The sequence below is a fragment of the Lentzea sp. NPDC051208 genome (genome assembly GCF_040682435.1).
In the GTDB taxonomy this organism is placed as follows: Bacteria; Actinomycetota; Actinomycetes; order Mycobacteriales; family Pseudonocardiaceae; genus Lentzea; species Lentzea kristufekii.
Genome location: NZ_JBFBAW010000025.1, coordinates 64730 through 85583 on the forward strand (window position 1 = coordinate 64730; position 20854 = coordinate 85583).

Here is a 20854-nt window from a genome sequence, read left to right on the forward strand (position 1 = left end):
CGCTTCGCGGCGAGGGTTGTCCTCAGCGGTAAAGGTTCACCTAAAAGACGCGACAACAGCCGTTCGGTCGACTTTGCCGGGCCCGCGCAACGGCAGCTCGTGCACGAACCGCACCAGCTTCGGCGCCGCCGCCCGTCCCACGGCCTCGACCACCACGGCCCTCAACTCGTCGACCGACGGCTCCGCCCCGCGCGCGACGACGACAGCGGCCACGACCTGGCCCCACTCGTCGTCCGGCACGCCGACCACACACGCCTCCAGCACGCCCTCGACGGTCGCCAGAGCCCGTTCCACCAGCACCGGCGGCACCTTCTCGCCGCCCGTGACGATCACGTCGTCCGCGCGTCCCAGCACCTCCAGCCGCCCGTCGCGCAGCCGTCCGAGATCGCCGGTGCGGAACCACTCGCCGAACGGCTCCGGGTTGCCGCGATAGCCCAGCGCCAGCACCGGCCCGCTGATCTCGATCAGGTCGTCGGTGCGCAACGAGACGTCCCGCAGCGGTTCGCCGTCGTACACGCACCCGCCGGACGTCTCGCTCATGCCGTACGTCGTGACGACCTGCACGCCCAGAGCGCGCGCCTGCTGCAACAGCGTCGGCGGGGTGGCCGCCCCGCCGATCAGCACGCCGTCGAACTGCCGCAGCGCCTCCAGGCCCGGCCCCTCGCCCACGACGAGCCGGGAGAGCTGGGTCGGCACGAGCGCCGTGTAGTGGCGTCCAGGCTGGGCCAGCACCGGTCGCGCGGCCTGTGCGAAACCCATGGCGCGGAAGCCCTTCGACATGTCGAGCACGCCGGGCGTGGTGCCGGCGACGATCGACCGCACCAGCACCTGCGCGCCGGCGATGTGGCCGGTCGGCAACGCCAGCAGCCACGTGCCGGGCCCGCCCAGCCGCTCGTGGGTGGCCTCCGCGGACGTCGTCAGGGCGTCCGCGTCGAGCAGCACCGTCTTCGGCTCGCCGGTCGACCCGGAGGTCGGCACACCGAGGACGGCCCGCTTCTCCCAGCCGTCGAGCGGGCCGTCGACCAGGGGTTCGCCACCGGCCAGGGCCGCGCGCAGTTCGTCGAGCATGGGCACCTGCTCAGAAGTAGTACGGGTAGTTCGACCAGTCCGGGGCGCGCTTCTCCAGGAACGAGTCGCGGCCCTCGACCGCCTCGTCGGTCATGTACGCGAGCCGCGTCGTCTCGCCGGCGAAGATCTGCTGTCCCACGAGACCGTCGTCGATCAGGTTGAACGCGTACTTCAGCATCCGCTGGGCGGTCGGCGACTTGCCGTTGATCTCGCGCGCCCACCGCAGCGCCGTGGTCTCCAGCTCGGCGTGCGGCACGACCTCGTTGACCGCGCCCATCTTGTACATGTCCTCGGCCGAGTACGTGCGGCCGAGGAAGAAGATCTCGCGGGCGAACTTCTGCCCGACCTGCCGGGCGAGGTAGGCCGACCCGTAGCCGCCGTCGAACGAGCCGACGTCCGCGTCGGTCTGCTTGAACTTGGCGTGCTCGGCGCTCGCGATCGTGAGGTCGCACACCACGTGCAGGCTGTGCCCGCCGCCCGCGGCCCAGCCGGGCACGACCGCGATGACGACCTTCGGCATGAACCTGATCAGCCGCTGGCACTCCAGGATGTGCAACCGGCCCGCGCGCGCCGGGTCGACGCTCTCGGCCGTCTCACCGGAGGCGTACTGGTAGCCGCTGCGGCCACGAATTCGCTGGTCACCGCCACTGCAGAAGGCCCAGCCGCCGTCCTTGGGGCTCGGCCCGTTGCCGGTCAGCAGCACGCATCCGACGTCGGACGACATCCGCGCGTGGTCCAGTGCCCGGTACAGCTCGTCCACCGTGTGCGGCCGGAACGCGTTGCGCACCTCGGGCCGGTTGAACGCGATGCGGACGGTGCCCTGGTCGAGCGCGCGGTGGTACGTGATGTCGGTGAAGTCGAAGCCCTCGATCGGCTTCCACAACGACGGGTCGAAGAGCTCCTGATCTGCCACGGACCAGACTCTAGTGCCGCGACCGGCAACCTTCGCCGCGCCTTCCGGCGTTCAGCAGGGCGCCTCGCGGCACCGGCCCCACGCCCGAATCCAACCAGGATGAGGACGTGGGGCCGGCACCGCGATGCACCCGTCTGACCGCCGAAATACGGGGCAAAGGCTGCCGGTCGCGGCACTGGCCTTTCGCTCCTGAGACCAGCGGGTGACCTCTCAGCGCGGTCCGGTGACAATTGGGGGATGAACCCGTCCACGACGCAGGCGAGGGTGATCGTCGACGAACTGGTGCGCAACGGCGTGCGTCACGCCGTCCTGTGCCCCGGTTCGCGCAACGCCCCGCTGTCGTTCGCGCTGCACCAGGCCGAGCAGAAAGGCCTGCTCACGGTGCACGTGCGCATCGACGAGCGCAGCGGCGGATTCCTCGCTCTGGGCCTCGCGAAGACCGGTGAGCCGGCCGTGGTGACGTGCACGAGCGGCACCGCCGTCGTGAACCTGCACCCCGCGGTCGTCGAGGCGCAGCTGACGAACGTGCCGCTGATCGCGCTGACCGCGGACCGTCCGGTCGACCTCTACCGCACCGGCTCCAGCCAGACGATCAACCAGCACGACGTCCTCGGCATCCCGACGCTGCACATGCCGGAAGGCGCCGATGAGGCCGTGACGCGGTCGTTGATCTGCCGCGCCATCGCCACGGACGGCCCGTCGCACGTCAACGTGCCTTTCCGGCCGCCTCTGACGCCGTCCGACGAGTTGTGGCCCTCCTCGGATCGCGGCGCGTGGACGGAGACGGATCGCACGTTCACCGTCGAGACCAGGCCCTCCTCGCTGCCCGCCCGCACGCTGGTGCTGCTCGGGGACGACCGCCCGGAACGGCTGCTGAAGGCCTCGCGGCTCGGCTGGCCGGTGATCGCCGAGCCGACCGCGCCCGGTGGCCTGCGACACGGGTCGTTGCTGCTCAACGCGGGCCTGCCGGAGCACCTGCGGCCCGACGCGGTGCTCGTCGTCGGTCGCGTCACCCTGTCGAGGGGTCAGCAGGCGGTGCTTGGAGCGACTCCAATCGTGCACGCCGTGGGTGACCAGGCCCAGTGGCCGGACGTCCCGTTCACCGCCACGCGAGCCTCCACCTGGCTGCCCGAGCCTGCCGCGACCGACGGCGAGTGGCTGCAGGCGTGGCAGAGCGCGGTGAAGAGCGTCAGCGTGGCCGTCGACGACCTGCTGGACGCCGCGCCGTGGCCGACCGGCCTGCACGTCGCGCGCGACCTGATGCAGGCGATGCCGTCCGGTTCGCTGCTGTTCGTGGGCTCGTCCAACCCGATCCGCGACGTCGACTTCGCGTCCGAACGCCGCTCGGACGTCGTCGTGCACGCCAACCGCGGTGCCGCGGGCATCGACGGGAGCGTTTCCACGGCCATCGGGCTCGCCTGGCAGCACGGGGGCCCCGCGTACGCGCTGATGGGCGACCTGACGTTCCTGCACGACAGCAACGGCCTGCTCGCCGACCGCCTGCCGGACCTCACGATCGTCGTCCTCAACGACGACGGGGGCGGGATCTTCTCGTTGCTGGAACAGGGCGCTCCGGAGTACGGCGGAAGTTTCGAACGGATTTTCGGCACTCCGCACGGAACTGACCTGAGCGCTTTGTGCGCGGGCTACCGAATTGCGCACTCCACAGTGGACGATCAGGAGGCGTTCCGTAGCGCGATTGCGGCACCGAAGGGCCTCCAAGTGGTCGAAGTGCAGGCAAAACGCGACGAACTGCGCACGCTGCACCAGCGTCTGAAGGCGACTGTGTCAAACGCTTTCACCAGATAGGAAACATACGTAAGTCGGTGGCTGGTTCTTGATCGTCTGGTTAGCGTCCGCCGCATGTCGATCAGAACCAAGGCGACGGCCGCGGTGGCGTCCGCGGCCGCGATGACGCTCTTCGCGGGAGCGGCGCTGGCGGCGTCTCCGGGCGCTCCCGGCGTCGGCGACCCGTACTTCCCGACCTACGGGAACGGCGGGTACGACGTCTCCCACTACGACATCAGGCTCAACTACAACCCGAACGGCGACCAGCTCTCGGGCACGACGACGATCCTGGCCAAGGCCACGCAGGACCTCACGCAGTTCAACCTGGACTTCCTGCTCAGGGTGAAGTCGGTCCGGGTCAACAACGCGCCGGCCTCGTTCGTCTCCGACGACGGCGAGCTCACGCTCACCCCGCGCGGCGGCGTCCGCAAGGGCCAGGACCTGACGATCGTCGTCACGTACGCCGACTCGCCGTCCACCGTGAAGGACCGCAACGGCTACACGGCCTGGACGAAGACCCCCGACGGCGCCCTGGCCATCGGCGAGCCGGAGATCTCGGCGTGGTGGTACCCGGCCAACGACCACCCGACCGACAAGGCCACCTTCGACGTCAACGTCGCCGTCCCGACCGGCGTCGAGGCGATCTCGAACGGCACGTTCGTCGGCCAGACCGGCCAGATCAACGGCTACACCCGCTGGAACTGGCGCAGCACCAAGCCGCAGGCGACGTACCTGACGTTCCTGTCGATCGGCCAGTTCGAGATCCGCCAGTCCACCGCGCCCAACGGCCAGCCCGTCCTGAACGCCTACTCCGAGCGCCTCGGCGAGCACACCGACGCGGCCAAGGCGAGCATCGAGCGCACGCCCGAGGTCACCGAGTTCCTGGCGGACAACTTCGGCCCGTACCCGTTCGAAGCGCAGGGCGGCGTCGTGACGCCGGACCTCGGCTACGCGCTGGAGAACCAGACCCGCTCGAACTACGACGACGCGTTCTTCCGCCGCGGCGCCAACACCTACGTCGTCGCGCACGAGATCGCCCACCAGTGGTTCGGCGACTCCGTGTCCGTCCACCACTGGAAGGACATCTGGCTGAACGAGGGCTTCGCCTCCTACGCCGAGTTCCTGTGGTCGGAGCACGTCGGTGAGGGCACGGCGCAGGAGAACGCCGACTTCACCTACGACTCGTACCCGGCAGACAGCGAGTTCTGGAACGTCCTGCCCGGCGACCCCGGTGCGGCGAACGTGTTCGACGGCGCCGTCTACGACCGCGGTGCGCTGGCCGTCCACGCCCTGCGCGTGGCCGTCGGCGACGAGAAGTTCTTCGAGATCCTGAAGACCTGGGTCGCGGAGAAGAAGTACTCGGACGCCACCGTCGAGGAGTTCATCGCCCTGGCGGAGCGGGTCTCCGGTCAGCAGCTCGACCAGCTCTTCCAGACGTGGCTGTTCACCAAGGGCAAGCCGGCCGAGGCCCCCGGCCGTTCGGCCGACGTGGCGTCGAAGACGCTGTCGGTCACCGCGGAGCCGAAGTCGCGCGCCAAGATCAAGCTGACGCACGAACTGCTGGACGCCCACAAGTAACTCGCTCTTTCAACGAGCCGTGCAAGCCGCTTCGGTGGGTTGCACGGCTCGTGACGTACAGCCCTGGATCGGGTGCTGTTCCTTAGTTCAAACGGGTGTAAGTAGTCGTACTGATCCGCTCCCCGGCCAACTTGCTTTACGGTCAAACGATAGATCGCAGTGCACGTGGGGGAGTGAACCTGTGACCGGTGAGAGCAGCGCACAGGAAAGCGCCCAGGCCTATGCCTTGGAGCGCTACTACGCACAGTTCGGCGGCCCCTTGATGGGCATCATGACCGGCGGCGTCAGTACGATCATGGCTGCGGCCAAGTCGGTGCAAGCCGCCTCCGAGGCGGGCGCACTCCAACACGATCCGGAGGCCGTCGACACAGCGATCAAGAAGCTGAATGACTTCGAGACCGTGCTAGCCAAGATGCACCGACGATCGAGGATTCTTGGCAGCAAGACTCCGCTGGGCGGCGGTTATGCAGAAGAAGTCGGAAACTTCAACAAAAAGATCGGCGAGGTGGCCGGCGAAAAGGTGATTCCCGACCTGATCGAGGCAATCCGTGAACTTAAGGCCCAGTTGGACAAGAGCCGCAAGTCTTACCGGAACGTGGAAGAGGGCACGTCCGGCACGTTTAAGCAACTCTGACAGGAAGTCAATGAACCGCACGCGTATCGTCATAGCGGGACTCGCCTTGTTCGCCACGGCGTGCAGTAGCGGTGTTACCGACGGCGACGCCAAGCCCGTCACCACCTCTGAGACGCAGACGACTACGTCATCGAGTTCGTCGGGCGACGGAGCACTCGTAGGCCTCAAGCCCTGTGAACTGGTAACTGGAACTGAGGCAAGTGGTCTCGGGCTCGGCTCACCAGAGCCACGAAGGGCCGCTGGTGCGGACACCTGCGAGTGGGAGAGCAACGACTCCGGCGGCCTTACAGTCGCCCTGAACACGACGATCGGTGCGGAGAGCCTCAATTACAAAACCAGTAACAAGACTCCGCTGAAGGTTGGGAAGTACGACGGTTTCATCGCCAGGCCAAAAGAGGACAGCGGGCTTTGCGACGTGGTGATCTCAGTAACCGACTCGTCCAGTGTGCAGGTGGTCGCAAACGCGGACGTTGCCAATCGCAATTCCGCGAAAGCTTGTGAGCTTGCCCAGAAGTCGGCTGATTTTGTCGCCGCCAAGCTGCCTTGATCTGATCTGTTCAGTCTTGAGGGGATGACCGATGCCGCACGAGAGGCCGCAGATTCCGCACCCGAACGCAAACTATCCGGGACACAGCCACTCTGCCATGCACAAGCAGGCGATGGACGGTAACGATCCGGGCTCGGCGGGTGAGATCGCAGCCGAGTGGAAGTCGATCTCAAACGATCTGGTGGACGTCGCCGTCGGGCTCAACACCGTGGTCAACGGTCTGCGCGCTGGCTGGACGGGTTCTGCGGGCGCGGCGGCCTCCCAAGCACTGACGAAGGTCGGAAACTTCACCGACCAGCTTTCCTCGTCGTTCTCGGCCACAAGCGGTGTGATCAACCGGCAGGTCGAGGCCGCGGAGTCGACGAAGAACAAGTTCCCCAAGGAAGTGCCGTACAACCCGGGCGAGATGCTGCGCGAAGCCGCCACCAGCATGAACCCGTTCAAGATGGTGGCCGCGCCGTTCGAGATGATGGCGCAGCGGGAGAAGTCGCAGGCCGCCAAGCAGGAGGCCGAGCGGGTCATGCAGGAGCGTGACAACTCGCTCGCCGCAGCGGCTGCGGGGATGCCCACGTTCGAGGAAGCCCCGCAGTTGCCCAATGGCGACCAGGGCGTCACGACGATGAGCAGCACGACGTACGCGCACACCACCAACTCCGTGAACTCGCCTGCCCAGTTCGGAAACCCCGGTATCGGCAACCCGGCTGTCGGCACTCCAGGTATCGGCACTCCCGGCATCAGCAACCTGGGCAGCCCCGGACTGAACAACGGCACCACCAACACCTCGTGGGCCGCTCCGCCGGTCACCCAGCCCAACCCGCAGGGGAACAACCAGCTTCCCAACGGCGGCAACCCGAACGACCGCAAGCCGTTCATGCCCGGTCCCGGCCCGATCCCACCTGGCCTCAGGCCGAACGACCCGCGCGCTGCCGGCCGTGGCGGAAACGGTTCCGGCGGAGGAGGCCGTGGTGCACCAATCGCCGGTGGCGCAGGCGGCGGCGGTCGCGGCGCAGGCGGATTCGGTGCGGGAAGTGCTGGAGGCGCCGGTTCGGCGGCAGGGCGCGGCAGCTTCGGGCCCTCCAATCCCGGTGGTGCCGCTGTAGTTGCTCACGGTCCGGAGGGGGCCGCGCGTGGTGGTGGCAGTGCGGCATCCGCGGGCCGGGCCGGTGCAACGGGCCCTGTCGGTGCGGGCGGTGCGGGCGCTGGTGCGGGCAACGGCGAGGAAGACAAGGAACACAAGTCGAACTACCTCGTGCCCACGGACGAGTACTTCGACGACGACCGGATGGTCGCACCGCCGGTGATCGGCGGCTGACGAAGTAAGTCGGTAGCGCACAACGCCCGGTGACGAGCACGATCAACGAGTGAACCCTCGTGTCGCGCTCGTCACCGGCGCCGGCTCCGGAATCGGCGCCGGAACAGCAAAAGCTCTAGCCGCCCTCGGCCATCACGTGGCCGTGGTCGACCTCAACGACCGCGCACACGCCGTCGCCGCCCAGATCACCGAGTCCGGCGGAACAGCCCTCGCGGTGCAGGCCGACATCAGCGACCCCGACGCCGTGACCCAGGCCGTGGACGAGGTGACCGCGAAGCTGGGCCCGGTAGGAATCCTGGTCAACAACGCCGGCTTCGCCAGGGACAACATGGTCCTCGACATGCCGCTGTCCGACTGGGACGCCGTGATGAACACGCACCTGCGCGGCAGCTTCCTGATGCTCAAGGCCACCGCCCCGGCCATGCGCGACGCCGGCTGGGGCCGCATCGTCAACATCTCCAGCATCTCCGCGCTGGTGGACGACGACCGCGCCAACTACGTCGCCGCCAAGGCGGGCCTGGAGGGATTCACCCGAGCCACGGCCCTCGACCTCGCCCCGTTCGGCATCACCGTGAACGCGATCGGCCCCGGCGTGGTGGTGACCGAGATGACCAAGGTGTCCGCCGCCCGTGCGGGCCGCACCCTCGACGAACACGTCGAGGTGCAACGGAAGTCGATCCCGCGCGGCCGCGTCGGCACGCCACACGACATCGCACGTGCCGTGTTGTTCTTCGCGGCGGAGGACGCGGACTACGTGACCGGGCAGGTCATCTATGTCAGCGGAGGGCCGCACGGTTGAGCGAGGACGCCCCGGCATGGGCCTACGAGCGGGCAGAAGTTCGTCCGCACGACCCTCGTTGGGCGGCCCGAGCGAAGACGGAAGGCGAGTAGCTCAAGCGGATCCTCGCGCCATGGCTGGTCGACGGGGTCGAGCACATCGGGTCGACGGCCGTCCCCGGCCTCGCGGCCAAACCGATCGTCGACGTGATGGCCTCGGTGTCCGACCTGGACACCGTCGCCGAGCAGGCCTCCGCGAGTTTGGCCGCCCACGGCTGGGCCTACGTGCCCCCGGAACTCGACAACCGCCCGTGGCGACGCTTCTACGTCAAACCGGACCAGGCAGGACAACACCGAGAAGCCCACCTGCACCTGATCCAGGCAGGCCACCAGAGGTGGACCGACCAGATCCGCTTCCGCGACGCCCTGAGAAACAACGCAACCCTCGCCCAGGCCTACGAAGACCTGAAACGCCAACTAGCCGACCAAACCGGTCACGACCGTGAGGCGTACACGAAGGGCAAGGCGGAGTTCGTGGCTAAAGCCCTTCAAGGGCCTCACGCATAGGCCGCATCTTGGCGTGCGCTTCCTGCACCTCGATATCAGGATCAGAGTCGGCCACCAACCCGCACCCGGCGAACAACCGAGCCGTCGACCCGGAAATCTGCGCACAGCGCAAAGCGATCCCGAGCTCACCGTCGCCGTTCCCGTCGATCCACCCGACCGGCCCGGCATACCGCCCGCGATCCATCCCCTCCAGCTGCGAGATCAACCACGTCGCGTCCAGCCGAGGCGTCCCGCCCACGGCGGCGGTCGGATGCACGGCCTCGCCGAGATGCAGCAACGAGGTGGACGACTCAAGGGTCCCGATCACATCGGAAGACAGGTGCGAGACGTTGGGCAGCCTCAGCACGGAAGGCCCCTCGACCGACATGGTCGCGCAGAACGGCCGCAGGGTGTCCGCGAGAGAGCGGACCGCGTAGTCGTGCTCTTCGAGGTTCTTCTCTGACGACATAAGCGCCGCGGCGAGCTCCTCGTTCGAAATCCCGTCGTGCGGCCAGGTGGTGCCGGCCAGCACCCGCGAGTCCACGACCGAACCGGTCCTGCGCAGCAGCAACTCGGGCGTCGCGCCGACCAGTCCGTCGACGGCGTAGGCCCAGCACTCCGGGTAGCGCCGCGCCAAGCCCTGCAGCACGAACCGTTGATCCAGCGGCTTGTCCGTCAGTGCCACCAGGTCGTGTGCCAGCACCACCTTGTCCAGGTCGCCCGCGCGCATCCGTACGACGGCCTCGCGCACGGCTTCGCGGTACTGCGTGACCGGCAGTTGTCCGTTCGCGTAACGCACCGAGGACGGGCGCGAGAGAGGCTCGACGTACGGCGCCGGGTCTGAGGCGCCGATCGTGGTGATCCACTGCTCGCCGTTGCGTCGTCCGACTACGACCTCGGGCACGATCAGCACCGAGTTGCCCGGTGAGTCGGCGAAGGCCATCGAGACGAACGCCACCGGGCCGCTGCCCGGCACGCCCAGTTCGTCGTCCACGTCGAGATGTGCGCAGAACTCCTGCCACCACTTGTCGGCCTGTGCGAACCGGTCCGGGCCGCTGACCTCCAGACGAGCTGCCTCTCCCCAGCCGACCAGGCCGGAACCATCGCGGACCCAGGCCAGGGCGTGCTCCGGGGTCGGCAGCAGTCCGAGCAGGTCACCGGCGGTGTCCCGCTTCGACCGGACGCGGATTCGCTGCCGTGCTCGCGATGTCGGTGCTGAGGTCACGCTTCGACTGTATGGACATCAACCTGAAAGCGCGGCATCCGCCCGGCTCTAGACTTCTCAGTTGTGGTGGACGACGCAGTGACCAAGACGCCCCGCGGTGTACGCGTCCGCCGTGCGGTCTGCAAAGCATTGTTCGTCGTCGGTGGCGTGATCACGCTCGTGTGCGTGCTTCTGCCCATTGCCTGCTGGCGTGACGACGTTGCGATCGAACGGTCGATGGGACAGGCGGTCGCGCAGGTCGACTCCGTGTCCTTCAACCGGACCGTTGTGCGCTACGCCACACCGGACGGGCGCGTGATCATCCCGTCACAGGGCGTGCTCTACCCGGCAGGGCTCAGCGTCGGGGACAACGTGCGGGTCGAGTACGACCAGACCAACCCCGAACTCACGCGCGTCGCCGGCCGGACGGCGGTGCTCAGCCTGCTTCCCGTCGGAACCTTCCTCGTGTCCGTCTGGATCGTCATCGCCGCGGTTGTGACAGTTCTACGCAGATTCGGCACTCGGGTGTAACATCGGGGTATGGCGGATGACCTGGAGCTGCGCTTCGAGCGCACTGTGCAGTCCGAGGCGCGCATCGAACCGCGCGACTGGATGCCCGACGGCTACCGCAAGACCCTGATCAGGCAGATCGCCCAGCACGCGCACTCCGAGATCATCGGGATGCAGCCGGAGGGCAACTGGATCAGTCGCGCGCCCTCGTTGCGGCGCAAGGCGATCCTGTTGGCCAAGGTGCAGGACGAGGCCGGGCACGGCCTGTACCTGTACTCGGCGACCGAGACACTTGGCGCCGACCGCGAGGACCTGACGACCAAGCTCATCGAGGGCCGCCAGAAGTACTCGTCGATCTTCAACTACCCGACGCTCACGTTCGCCGACGTCGGCGTGATCGGCTGGCTGGTCGACGGTGCCGCGATCTGCAACCAGGTGCCGCTGTGCCGCACGTCCTATGGGCCGTACGCGCGCGCCATGATCCGCATCTGCAAGGAAGAGTCGTTCCACCAGCGTCAGGGCTACGAGCTCCTGATGACGATGATGCGCGGCACCCAGCAGCAGCGCGACATGGTCCAGGACTCGGTGAACCGCTGGTGGTGGCCGGCGCTGATGATGTTCGGCCCGCCGGATGCGGAGTCCACGAACACCGAGCAGTCCATGGCGTGGCGGATCAAGCGCGACACCAACGACGAGCTGCGGCAGAAGTTCGTGAACATGAGCGTGCCGCAGGCCGAGGCGCTCGGCGTGACTTTCCCGGACCCCGAGCTCAAGTGGAACGCCGACCGCGGCGAGTACGACTTCGGTCAGCCGGACTGGGACGAGTTCTGGCAGGTCGTGAAGGGTGGCGGCGTCTGCAACGAGCAGCGCATCGCCCACCGCCGCAAGGCGCACGAGGACGGTGCGTGGGTCCGTGAAGCCGCGGCCGCGCACGCCGCGAAGCACGCACGTAAGGAAGGTGCCGCGTGAGCACGTCTTGGCCGCTGTGGGAAGTCTTCGTGCGCGGCAAGCGCGGGCTGAACCACGTGCACGTCGGTTCGCTGCACGCGCCGGACGCCGAGATGGCGCTGCGCAACGCCCGTGACGTCTACACGCGTCGCAACGAGGGCGTGTCGATCTGGGTCGTGCCCGCGACGGAGATCACCGCGTCCTCGCCGGACGAGAAGGACCCGTTCTTCGCGCCCGCGGGGGACAAGGTCTACCGGCACCCGACGTTCTACGCGATTCCCGAGGACGTGCCGCACCTATGAGCTTCGACAACGCTTACGAGTCCTTGCTCGGTGGCGAGGACGCGCATTGGGCGTTCGGAACGGGCTTTTCGGAGGCCCTTTCCGGCGTCAACCGCGAGTTCCCCGCGGGCGTCGATCGCGAAGCTCTCGCCGCGTACTGCCTGATGCTCGGCGACGACGCGTTGATCTTCTCGCAGCGGCTCTCGGAGTGGTGCTCGCGCGCTCCCGAGCTGGAAGAGGACATCGCCCTCGCCAACATCGCGCTGGACCTGCTCGGCCAGGCCCGCATGCTGCTGACGCGCGCCGGTGAGGTGCTCGGCCGTGACGAGGACGCCCTGGCGTACCTGCGCGACGAACGCGAGTTCCGCAACGTCCACCTGGCCGAGATCGACTGCGGTCCCGGCCCCGGCGGCGACTTCGCGACGACCATCGCGCGTCTGCTGGTGTTCTCGTCGTGGCGTCTCGCGCTGTTCTCACGCCTGCGCGGCTCGGCCGACCCGGTGCTCGCCGCGATCGCCGAGAAGGGCCTCAAAGAGCTGGCCTACCACCGCGACCACGCCGCCCAGTGGACCGTTCGCCTCGGCGACGGCACCGACGAGTCGCACCGCCGCATGCAGGCCGGGCTCGAGCGCGTGTGGCCGTTCGTGGACGAACTGTTCGCGACGCACCCGGTCGAGACGGCGCTGGCCGGTGTCGCGGTCGACCCGGCTTCGCTTCGGTCCGAAGTGGACGGTGTGCTGGAGGCGGTGCTGAGCGCCGCCGGTCTCACGCGTCCGACCGACACCCGCGCCGCCCGTGTGGCGGGCATGGCGGGCCGCGACGGCGTGCACACCGAGGCCATGGGCTACCTGCTCGCCGAGATGCAGCACCTGCACCGCTCGCTGCCGGGAGCGGTCTGGTGACGACGGCACTGGAGGTCGCGTCGGCCGTGCGGGACCCGGAACTCCCGGTCCTCACGCTCGCCGACCTCGGCGTGCTCCGCGACGTCTCCGAAGAGGACGGTCGCGTCGTCGTCACCATCACCCCGACCTACTCCGGCTGCCCCGCGATCGACGAGATGGGCGCCGACCTGCGCCGATCACTCGCCGGCGCGGGCTACGCCGAGGTCGAGGTGCGCGTGTCGCTGTCCCCGGCCTGGACCACGGACTGGATCAGCGAGGAGGGCCGTTCGAAGCTGGCCGCTGCCGGCATCGCGCCGCCGTCCCGCATCGGTCCCGCGGTCGCGGGCCCGGTGCCGCTGAACCTCGTGCCGCCGTCACGCCAGGTCGCGTGCCCGCAGTGCGGTTCGCTGAACACCTCGGAGATTTCTCGGTTCGGCTCGACCGCGTGCAAGGCCCTGCGCCGCTGCCACGCGTGCGCCGAACCGTTCGAGCACGTCAAGGAGATCTGAGTTGTCGTCGCGCCGAGCCGCCTTCCACAAGCTCACCGTCGCCCGCGTCGACCGCCTCTGCGACGACGCCGTGGCCGTCACCTTCGACGTGCCCGCCGATCTCTCGGACGAGTTCGCGTTCGCGGCCGGCCAGTACCTGACCCTGCGCCAGGGCGACGAACGCCGCTCGTACTCGATCTGCGCGCCGGCGGGCGCTGCTCCGCGAATCGGCGTGCGCCGCGTCGACGGCGGCCAGTTCTCGACCTGGCTGGTGGACAGCGTCGCCCCCGGTGACGTGCTGGAAGTCCTGCCGCCGCTGGGCAAGTTCACCCCGTCCGGCACGGGCACGCACCACGGCCTGGTCGTCGCCGGCTCCGGCATCACCCCGGCCCTGTCGATCGCCGCCACGGTCCTCGCCACCGGCGCCCGCGTGACCCTGATGTACGGCAACCGCAGCACCAACACCGTGATGTTCGCCGACGAACTGGCCGACCTGAAGGACCGCTACCCGGCCACGTTCCAGCTCATCCACGTCCTGTCCCGCGAACCGCGCGACGTCGAGCTGTTCACCGGCCGCCTGACCGCCGCCAAGCTGACAGCCCTGTTCGGCAGCGTCGTCCCGTTCGACGCCATCGACGAGTGGTGGCTGTGCGGCCCCTACGAGATGGTGCAGGACGCCACGGCCGTGCTGCGCGATCGCGGCGTGCCCACCGACCGCGTGCACCACGAACTCTTCTACGTGGACGAACCGCCGCCCCCGCCGCGCCGTGCGGAGGCCGTCATCGACGCCGCCGCTTCGGTCACGGTCGTGCTGGACGGCAAGTCGACCACGCTGCCGTTGCCGGCGGACGAGCCGATCCTCGACGCCGCCCAGCGCGTCCGCGCCGACCTGCCGTTCGCCTGCAAGGGCGGGGTCTGCGGCACGTGCCGGGCCTTGGTGACCGAGGGCAGCGTCGAGATGCGGCGCAACTACGCGCTCGACGAGTCCGAGGTGGCGGCCGGGTTCGTGCTGACCTGTCAGGCGCTGCCGACCAGCGAGTGCGTGACGGTCGACTTCGACGCCTGATCGGAGTAGCTCGTTACTCCTTTGAGACCATATGGTCCATGTGGCATGGATTTCTGGACGAGTCGCGTCGAGGTGCGACCTACCTCGTTGTCGCGGTCGTAGTCCGACCGCGCGAGCTGGACGCGGTCCGTTCTGCGTTGCGTCGGCTGGTCAGGCCTGGCCAACGTCGCGTGCACTTCAAGAAGGAAAGTGACTCACGCAGGCGAGAGATCGTCTCCAGGCTGCGCGAAATGGGCATGCGGGCGGCTGTGTGGACCGTTCGGGACTCGGACGACATCCGCGCGCGTCAGCTTTGCTTGTCGGCTGCGGCGGCATGGCTGCACGAACTCGGTGTCACTCGGTTGGCGATCGAAAGCTGTGCACACCAGGACCTGCGTGACAGGCAGACGCTCGCGGCAGCCCTGGAGAAGGTGGACGAGCCGTTCACCTACGAGCACCTGCGGCCGGCGGAAGATCCGGTTCTGTGGGCGAGTGACGCGCTCGCGTGGTGCTTCGGAGCGGGAGGCGACTGGCGGCAACGGGTCCAGTCGATGCTCGACGCGGTGGTGAGGCTTGACCAGTGCCCAGAAAGCGCGAAACCCGGCAACCGACCGTCCGGACGGTGAACCGGGTCCACTTCCGGCTCCTACTGGAACCGACACGTCTATATTAGCACGTTACGAATAAGCCCCACGAATATTCGTGAGCATGGCACGATCGCTGGCATGGGGATCGTCGTCCGCACAGCGCTCTGGGGTGCCGCAATCGGCACCCTGCTGATGGGCGCCTTCGTCACGGTCATCGACCTGGCGGTTCCGAGCGACAAACCGCCGTCCTCGCCCCTCATCACGATCCTCGCGATCCTCGTGGTCGCCTTCATGACCGGCGCCATCCCCGGCGCGGTCCTCGGCACCGGCGTCGGCTTCATCCGCCGCTCCGTCCAGCGGCCGCGGCAGATGCCGAGGCCGATGCACCCGCCGATCCCGCAGCAGCCCTACGACATGTGGTCCGACCTGGTCGAACGCTGTGCCGCGTCCACGCGCAGGGTCGCGGCGGCGGTGCAGACCGTGCCGCAGTCGGCGGCCAAGGACTGGCTGCAGCGGATCAGCGAGCAGCTCGTGAAGGAGCTCGACGACGTGCGCGGCATCGCGCAGCTCGGGCGGGCGCTCGGCGCGGTCGACCAGCAGCACCCGGTCTACCAGCGGCTGCTCAAGGCCTCGCACGACTTCCACCAGTTCGAGAACGAGGTCGGGCGCGTGGCGCTGCAGATGTTCGACCACCCCGAGCTGGACGAGGCGCGCACGCACCTCGAAGTGCTGGAGAAGCAGCTCCCTCAGCTCTCGGCCTGAAGCGCCGACTGCCACCAGCCCAGCACCTCGTCCGCCGCTTCAGGAGCGGCGACGAGCAGGCCGTCCACGGGTAGTTGGGCGCCCTCACCGCGTCGGTCGAGCACGATCGCACCCGACTCCACGGCCAGTGACACCGCTCCGGCGACGTCCCATTCGTGATAGCCGTGCAGCACGGCAGCTGCGACGTGGCCCAACGCCACCTGTGCGACGGCGAGCGCTTTTGAACCGAGAACGCGCACGCCTGTGCCTGCTATCGCTGCTGTGGAGATGAACTCGCCCATGCCCGGCCACGGGCCGGAACGTGTCATCTCGGTGCACACGACGAGAGAGTCGCCTTGGCGTTCGGTCAGGCGCACGGGCGTGCCGTTCGCACGCATGCCACGGCCACGCGCGGCGGCGTAGATCTGCGCGCGGTACGGGTCGGCGACGACGCCGACGACGGGGCCCCAGCGGTCCACCAGGGCGAGGCTGTAGGCACACCAGGGCATGCCCGCCGTGTAGTTCGCGGTGCCGTCGACGGGGTCGACGACCCAGCGGAACTCCGAGTCGCCGGGGACGTCCGGGTCGGAGTTCTCACAGAACACGGGGATCGTGGGGAACTCGGCGGTGAGCACGCGCCGGGTGTGGCGTTCCAGGGTGCGGTCGGTGTCGGTGACCCAGTCGAACGGTGACTCGCCGGAGTCGGGACGCACGCCGCGGCCGGCGGTGGCCATGATGACGTCCGAGGCGTCGTTCGCCAGGCGACCGGCCACTTCCAGCGCGATGGACACCAGGCCGGGCTCTACCGGGTGCGCGGGGCGGGACGACAAGACGGTCATGCTGGCCTAGTTTCACCGCGCCGGATGTCCGGCAACCCAAGCGGAGATGACGAATCGACGATCACCTGGCCACGACGTGAGGTGTTCCGTCCGCGTCAAATCTCAGGTCACGCGGACTTCATGCGGGCACCTCATGGTGTCCCTGTGCGCGTAGCGATCGTGACCGAGAGCTTCCTGCCCCAGGTGAACGGGGTCACCAACTCGGTGCTCCGGGTCCTGGAGCACCTGCGCCGCAACGGCCATCAGGCGATGGTCGTTGCGCCGGGCGCGGGTGCCGACGAGCACCACGGCACGCCTGTCGTCAGAGTCTCCTCCGTCGACGTGCCCATGGTGACGAGTCTTCCCATCGGCGTGCCGAGCCCGAGAGTGCTCCACGCCCTCGCCGACTTCCAGCCCGACGTGGTCCACCTCGCGTCGCCGTTCGTGCTCGGCGCGTACGGCCTCAGAGCCGCGCGCAAGCTCGACGTGCCCACCGTCGCGGTCTACCAGACCGATGTGGCCGGTTTCGCGGGCAACTACGGCCTGGGCCTCACCAAACGCGCCGCGTGGCGCTGGACCAGACGCCTCCACTCGCTCGCCGACCGCACGCTCGCCCCGTCCAGTTCGGCGGTGGAGGCGCTGGAACAGCACGGCGTCCCGCGCGTGCACCGGTGGGGCAGGGGCGTGGACATCGACCTCTTCCACCCCCGTCCGAGGCACAACGACGAGCTGACCATCGGGTACGTCGGCCGTCTTGCGCCGGAGAAGCAGGTCAACCGGCTCAAGGAGCTGCACGACCTGCCGGGCGTGAAGCTGCGGATCGTGGGGGACGGGCCTGACCGCGAGCAGCTCGAGAAGGACATGCCGAACGCGGAGTTCCTGGGCTTCCGCACCGGGCAGGAGCTCGCGGAGGCCTACGCGTCGTTGGACGTCTTCATCCACACGGGCCCGCACGAGACGTTCTGCCAGGCCGTGCAGGAGGCGCTGGCGACCGGCCTGCCGGTGCTGGCACCGAACGCGGGCGGCCCACGGGACCTGGTCAGGCACGGCCGCACCGGGTACCTCTTCGAGGAGGACATCGCCCAGTACGTGGACCTGCTGCGAGACCCGATGCTGCGCAAGCGGTTCGGCCTCGCGGCTCGCAAGTCGGTGCTCACCCGCACCTGGCCCGCCATCTGCGACCAGCTGATGGGCCACTACGCAGCAGTCATCGGACTCACTCACCAGGCGGCCGCTTGAGGATCGTTCAGCTCGCCAACTTCTACGGCCCCAAGTCGGGCGGCCTCCGCACGGCGCTGCACCACCTCGGCACCGGGTACGCGCAGGAAGGCCACGAGGTGGTGCTCGTCGTACCGGGCGACCGCCACGCCGACGAGGAACTGCCCGGCGGCGTGCGCCGGATCACGCTGCCCGCGGTCAAGGTCCCGTACACCGGCGGCTACCGGGTGGTGGACCCGTGGCGGGTGAAGTCGTTGATGGAACACCTCGAGCCCGAACGCCTGGAGGTCTCCGACCGGCTCACGTTGCGCGGCATGGGCGCGTGGGCGAGCGAACGCGGCATCCCGAACGTCGTGATCTCCCACGAACGCCTGGACCGCCTGCTCCGGTTCGTGCTGCCCGCCACCCCGGCCGAACGCGGCGCCGACTGGGCGAACCGCCGCATGGCCGCCTCCTACGACACCGTCGTCTGCACGACGGCGTTCGCCCGCGAGGAGTTCGACCGCATCGGTGCCACGAACGTCACCCAGGTACCGCTGGGCGTCGACCTGGCCACCTTCACCCCCACGCGCCACTCCGCCTCGCTGCGTCACGACCTGTTGCAGGGCGAGGAAAATCTGCTCATCCACTGTGGACGCCTGTCGCCGGAGAAGCACGTCGAACGCTCCGTCGACACCCTGGCCGAACTCCACGAACAGGGCCACTCCGCACGCCTGGTGATCGCCGGCGACGGCCCGCGCCGCTCGTTCCTCGAGAAGCGCGCGGCGGGCCTGCCGGTGACGTTCCTGGGCTTCGTGAACTCACGCCTCGACGTGGCCTCCCTGCTCGCCTCGGCGGACCTGTCGCTCGCGCCGGGCCCGCACGAGACGTTCGGCCTGGCCGCCCTGGAGGCCCTGGCCAGCGGCACCCCGGTCGTCGTGAGCCGGAGCAGCGCGCTGAAGGAGATCGTCCAGCCGTCCTGCGGCGCGGCCGTCTCCGACGACGCTCCCGCCTTCGCCTCAGCGGCCCGTCACCTGCTGGAATCGGGTTCCCGAGAAGCGGCGCGGGCCCGCGCCGAGGAGTACCCGTGGCACGCGGCGGTCGACGGCATGCTCACCGCCTTGAAGGTGCCCTGAACAAGATCTCAGCGACGCTGACTTAGTCTCTAGTCATGTCGCGAGCCGGCCTGGACAAGAACCCCCGCGAGGTAGCCGAGATGTTCGACGGCGTGGCCAAGGGCTACGACCGCACGAACTCGGTCATGACGCTGGGCTTCGACCGCCGCTGGCGGGAGTGGAGCAGGCGCGTCCTCGACGCCCGCCCCGGCGAGAAGGTCCTCGACCTGGCCGCGGGCACCGCGGTCTCCACCGTCGAGTACGCCGCGTCCGGCGCCTGGTGCGTCGCCGCGGACTTCTCCGTCGGCATGCTCGCCTCCGGCGCCCACCGCCGAGTCCCGAAGGTGGCCGCGGACGCCCTGCGCCTGCCCTTCAAGGACGACTCCTTCGACGCCGTCACGGTGTCCTTCGGCATCCGCAACTTCAACGACACCGTCGTGGCCCTACGCGAAATGGCCCGTGTGACCAAGCCGGGCGGCCGCATGGTCATCTGCGAGGTCTCGACGCCGGTCTGGAAGCCGTTCCGCGTCGTCTACATGCGCTACCTGCTCAAACTGCTCCCGCTCATCGCGAAGTTCGTGTCCTCGAACCCCGCCGCCTACTCGTACCTGTCGGAGTCGATGGCGACCTGGCCGGACCAGCGCACGCTCGGCGAGCTCATCTCGCAGGCGGGCTGGGAGGACGTGGCCTGGTTCAACCTGACCGGCGGCATGGTGGCCCTGCACCGCGCGACCAAGCCGAAGCCCGCCCCCTCCGCCCCCTCCGCCCCCTCCGCCCCCTCCGCCCCAATCGCCTGACCTCTCTGCCGTTACCTCACGCGGGGCCCTCCCGTACCGACATGCAGTACGAGAGCGCCCCACGTGCCGCTCAAACAGGCCGCCACAGCGTCGCGCTGACGTTCGGGCGTGGACGCTGTGCCGCCACGCTGTAGGCGCCACGCAGCTCTGCCAGGACCTTCGCGGGCTCTTTCTTCAGACGCGAGGGAACGGTGTGCACGGTCATCACGCCGTTGGCGAGCAGCGCGGAATGTTGAGCCATCGTGTGTGCGTAATCGTTCGGGGAGAGGTGGAACTCTACCGAGTCGATCTGCCACGCCAGCCCGACTTCCTCCCACCAGGCGTCGACGATGGCCAGCTGACATCCGGTAGCTGACCGGATCAAGACGTTCCACGTAGGCGCGGGCAGAGCGGAGTGCCTGATCAACGAACGTGACCACGCTTCCGCCGCGGACCGGACGCCGTCGCTGATCTCCTCCAGCACACGCCGAGGCAGAGCCGTGCCGCCCAACCGGAGATCCCGCAACTCGGCCGCGACGTCCTCGGCGGAGCAGAGCTGTTTCTGCACGGCGTCCGCGATGAAGGCTCGGATCACGTCGAGACGGGACTCCCGCCGAGCTGCGTCGACGAGCGCGCGGTTGAGGGCGGCCACTGGAAAACCGTTGATCATGGTGCCCGTCCACGGACGATTCGTGCGTTCGACGAGCATGGAACCCTGGCTGGTCACCCGGCGCCCGTGAGGGACCAGGACGTGGATTCGCTGATCGTCCGGAGTGCGCCGGACGCCGTGGAGCCGCACGGCCTCCAACCCGGTCAGAAACGTAAGCGGACCTGCTCTCAGCAGTGCACCCCGAACCAGTTGTCTGCGGCTTGGCGATCCGCCGGTGAGCAGGTACACGCCGAGGAACAGACGTGTCCAGCCGCCTCCTGGGCGGCACTTGTGAGCCAGGGTGTTGCCGCTGAAGCCGAGACCCAGCAGGTCACGACGGGTCGCGACGCCGTCTTCGAACCAGTCGCTCAGCACCGCGTAGTCGATGGACCGCTTCTTCACCATCTGACCAATCATCAACACACGGCGGCACAGCTCAAGCAGCACTGAT

23 protein-coding genes are annotated in these 20854 nt (G+C 68.6%); 18 read left to right on the plus strand and 5 right to left on the minus strand.

Translation table 11 applies throughout. From position 1 onward, the window contains the following. Positions 1 to 36 precede the first annotated feature (36 nt). Entirely contained in the window at positions 37 to 1068 is a 1032-nt protein-coding gene (gene menE, locus AB0M48_RS40090) for an o-succinylbenzoate--CoA ligase (protein ID WP_363852799.1), read from the minus strand. A 10-nt stretch (positions 1069 to 1078) separates the two neighbouring features. Continuing rightward, positions 1079 to 1981 (minus strand): 1,4-dihydroxy-2-naphthoyl-CoA synthase, encoded by a 903-nt coding sequence (locus AB0M48_RS40095; protein WP_363852802.1) that lies wholly within the window; start codon positions 1979 to 1981, stop codon positions 1079 to 1081. A 237-nt stretch (positions 1982 to 2218) separates the two neighbouring features. Here AB0M48_RS40095 and menD point away from each other — a divergent pair, with 237 nt between their 5' ends. From menD to AB0M48_RS40130, 7 genes are all read left to right on the plus strand, one after another. Further along, positions 2219 to 3790: a 2-succinyl-5-enolpyruvyl-6-hydroxy-3-cyclohexene-1-carboxylic-acid synthase gene (gene menD, locus AB0M48_RS40100; protein WP_363852805.1), complete on the plus strand. Its 1572-nt coding sequence runs from the start codon at positions 2219 to 2221 to the stop codon at positions 3788 to 3790. A gap of 54 nt (positions 3791 to 3844) precedes the next feature. After that, entirely contained in the window at positions 3845 to 5347 is a 1503-nt protein-coding gene (locus AB0M48_RS40105; RefSeq protein WP_363852807.1) for a M1 family metallopeptidase, read from the plus strand. A gap of 181 nt (positions 5348 to 5528) precedes the next feature. Then, on the plus strand, positions 5529 to 5981 hold the full coding sequence (locus tag AB0M48_RS40110; RefSeq protein ID WP_363852810.1) for a hypothetical protein: 453 nt from the start codon (positions 5529 to 5531) through the stop codon (positions 5979 to 5981). 10 nt (positions 5982 to 5991) lie between these two features. Next, positions 5992 to 6528 (plus strand): DUF3558 domain-containing protein, encoded by a 537-nt coding sequence (locus tag AB0M48_RS40115; RefSeq protein ID WP_363852813.1) that lies wholly within the window; start codon positions 5992 to 5994, stop codon positions 6526 to 6528. A 112-nt stretch (positions 6529 to 6640) separates the two neighbouring features. Then, entirely contained in the window at positions 6641 to 7840 is a 1200-nt protein-coding gene (locus tag AB0M48_RS40120) for a hypothetical protein (protein WP_363852816.1), read from the plus strand. A gap of 49 nt (positions 7841 to 7889) precedes the next feature. Further along, complete coding sequence (locus AB0M48_RS40125) at positions 7890 to 8639, plus strand: SDR family oxidoreductase (protein WP_363852818.1); 750 nt, start codon at positions 7890 to 7892, stop codon at positions 8637 to 8639. A gap of 137 nt (positions 8640 to 8776) precedes the next feature. Then, positions 8777 to 9184, plus strand: coding sequence for a GrpB family protein (locus AB0M48_RS40130; RefSeq protein WP_363852915.1), 408 nt, complete (start codon positions 8777 to 8779; stop codon positions 9182 to 9184). Here the strand turns inward: AB0M48_RS40130 and AB0M48_RS40135 are convergent. Continuing rightward, complete coding sequence (locus AB0M48_RS40135) at positions 9156 to 10388, minus strand: isochorismate synthase (protein WP_363852821.1); 1233 nt, start codon at positions 10386 to 10388, stop codon at positions 9156 to 9158. The genes AB0M48_RS40130 and AB0M48_RS40135 overlap by 29 nt on opposite strands. 78 nt (positions 10389 to 10466) lie before the next feature. Between AB0M48_RS40135 and AB0M48_RS40140 the strand changes: the two genes are divergently transcribed. From AB0M48_RS40140 to AB0M48_RS40175, 8 genes are all read left to right on the plus strand, one after another. Next, complete coding sequence (locus AB0M48_RS40140) at positions 10467 to 10898, plus strand: DUF3592 domain-containing protein (protein WP_319989002.1); 432 nt, start codon at positions 10467 to 10469, stop codon at positions 10896 to 10898. Positions 10899 to 10907: 9 nt separating this feature from the next. Then, complete coding sequence (paaA, locus tag AB0M48_RS40145; RefSeq protein WP_363852825.1) at positions 10908 to 11846, plus strand: 1,2-phenylacetyl-CoA epoxidase subunit PaaA; 939 nt, start codon at positions 10908 to 10910, stop codon at positions 11844 to 11846. Continuing rightward, positions 11843 to 12127, plus strand: coding sequence for a 1,2-phenylacetyl-CoA epoxidase subunit PaaB (paaB, locus tag AB0M48_RS40150; protein WP_090065945.1), 285 nt, complete (start codon positions 11843 to 11845; stop codon positions 12125 to 12127). The genes paaA and paaB overlap by 4 nt, the downstream gene beginning before the upstream one ends. Continuing rightward, positions 12124 to 13008, plus strand: a complete 885-nt coding sequence (paaC, locus tag AB0M48_RS40155) for a 1,2-phenylacetyl-CoA epoxidase subunit PaaC (RefSeq protein ID WP_363852828.1) — start codon at positions 12124 to 12126, stop codon at positions 13006 to 13008. Before paaB ends, paaC begins: the two co-directional genes overlap by 4 nt. Further along, positions 13005 to 13496, plus strand: coding sequence for a 1,2-phenylacetyl-CoA epoxidase subunit PaaD (gene paaD, locus AB0M48_RS40160; protein ID WP_363852831.1), 492 nt, complete (start codon positions 13005 to 13007; stop codon positions 13494 to 13496). The genes paaC and paaD overlap by 4 nt, the downstream gene beginning before the upstream one ends. A 1-nt stretch (position 13497) precedes the next feature. Then, positions 13498 to 14541 (plus strand): 1,2-phenylacetyl-CoA epoxidase subunit PaaE, encoded by a 1044-nt coding sequence (gene paaE, locus AB0M48_RS40165; protein ID WP_363852834.1) that lies wholly within the window; start codon positions 13498 to 13500, stop codon positions 14539 to 14541. Between the two features lie 341 nt (positions 14542 to 14882). Beyond that, complete coding sequence (locus tag AB0M48_RS40170; RefSeq protein ID WP_363852837.1) at positions 14883 to 15146, plus strand: hypothetical protein; 264 nt, start codon at positions 14883 to 14885, stop codon at positions 15144 to 15146. Between the two features lie 99 nt (positions 15147 to 15245). After that, positions 15246 to 15869: a hypothetical protein gene (locus AB0M48_RS40175; RefSeq protein ID WP_363852840.1), complete on the plus strand. Its 624-nt coding sequence runs from the start codon at positions 15246 to 15248 to the stop codon at positions 15867 to 15869. Here AB0M48_RS40175 and AB0M48_RS40180 read toward each other — a convergent pair. Beyond that, complete coding sequence (locus tag AB0M48_RS40180) at positions 15854 to 16687, minus strand: inositol monophosphatase (RefSeq protein ID WP_363852843.1); 834 nt, start codon at positions 16685 to 16687, stop codon at positions 15854 to 15856. The two genes, AB0M48_RS40175 and AB0M48_RS40180, sit on opposite strands and share 16 nt — an antisense overlap. A gap of 144 nt (positions 16688 to 16831) precedes the next feature. On the opposite strand from AB0M48_RS40180, the gene AB0M48_RS40185 reads away from it, so the two are divergent. The 3 genes from AB0M48_RS40185 to AB0M48_RS40195 are packed head-to-tail and all read left to right on the plus strand — an operon-like array spanning position 16832 to position 19775. Continuing rightward, complete coding sequence (locus AB0M48_RS40185) at positions 16832 to 17905, plus strand: glycosyltransferase family 1 protein (protein WP_363852846.1); 1074 nt, start codon at positions 16832 to 16834, stop codon at positions 17903 to 17905. Further along, positions 17902 to 18999 carry a glycosyltransferase gene (locus AB0M48_RS40190; protein ID WP_363852849.1) on the plus strand — a complete coding sequence of 366 codons (1098 nt, stop codon included), beginning with the start codon at positions 17902 to 17904 and terminating at the stop codon, positions 18997 to 18999. Before AB0M48_RS40185 ends, AB0M48_RS40190 begins: the two co-directional genes overlap by 4 nt. Positions 19000 to 19034: 35 nt before the next feature. Beyond that, positions 19035 to 19775, plus strand: a complete 741-nt coding sequence (locus AB0M48_RS40195) for a demethylmenaquinone methyltransferase (protein ID WP_363852852.1) — start codon at positions 19035 to 19037, stop codon at positions 19773 to 19775. Between the two features lie 70 nt (positions 19776 to 19845). Here AB0M48_RS40195 and AB0M48_RS40200 read toward each other — a convergent pair whose 3' ends face one another. Then, entirely contained in the window at positions 19846 to 20808 is a 963-nt protein-coding gene (locus tag AB0M48_RS40200; protein ID WP_363852855.1) for a hypothetical protein, read from the minus strand. Positions 20809 to 20854 lie beyond the last annotated feature (46 nt).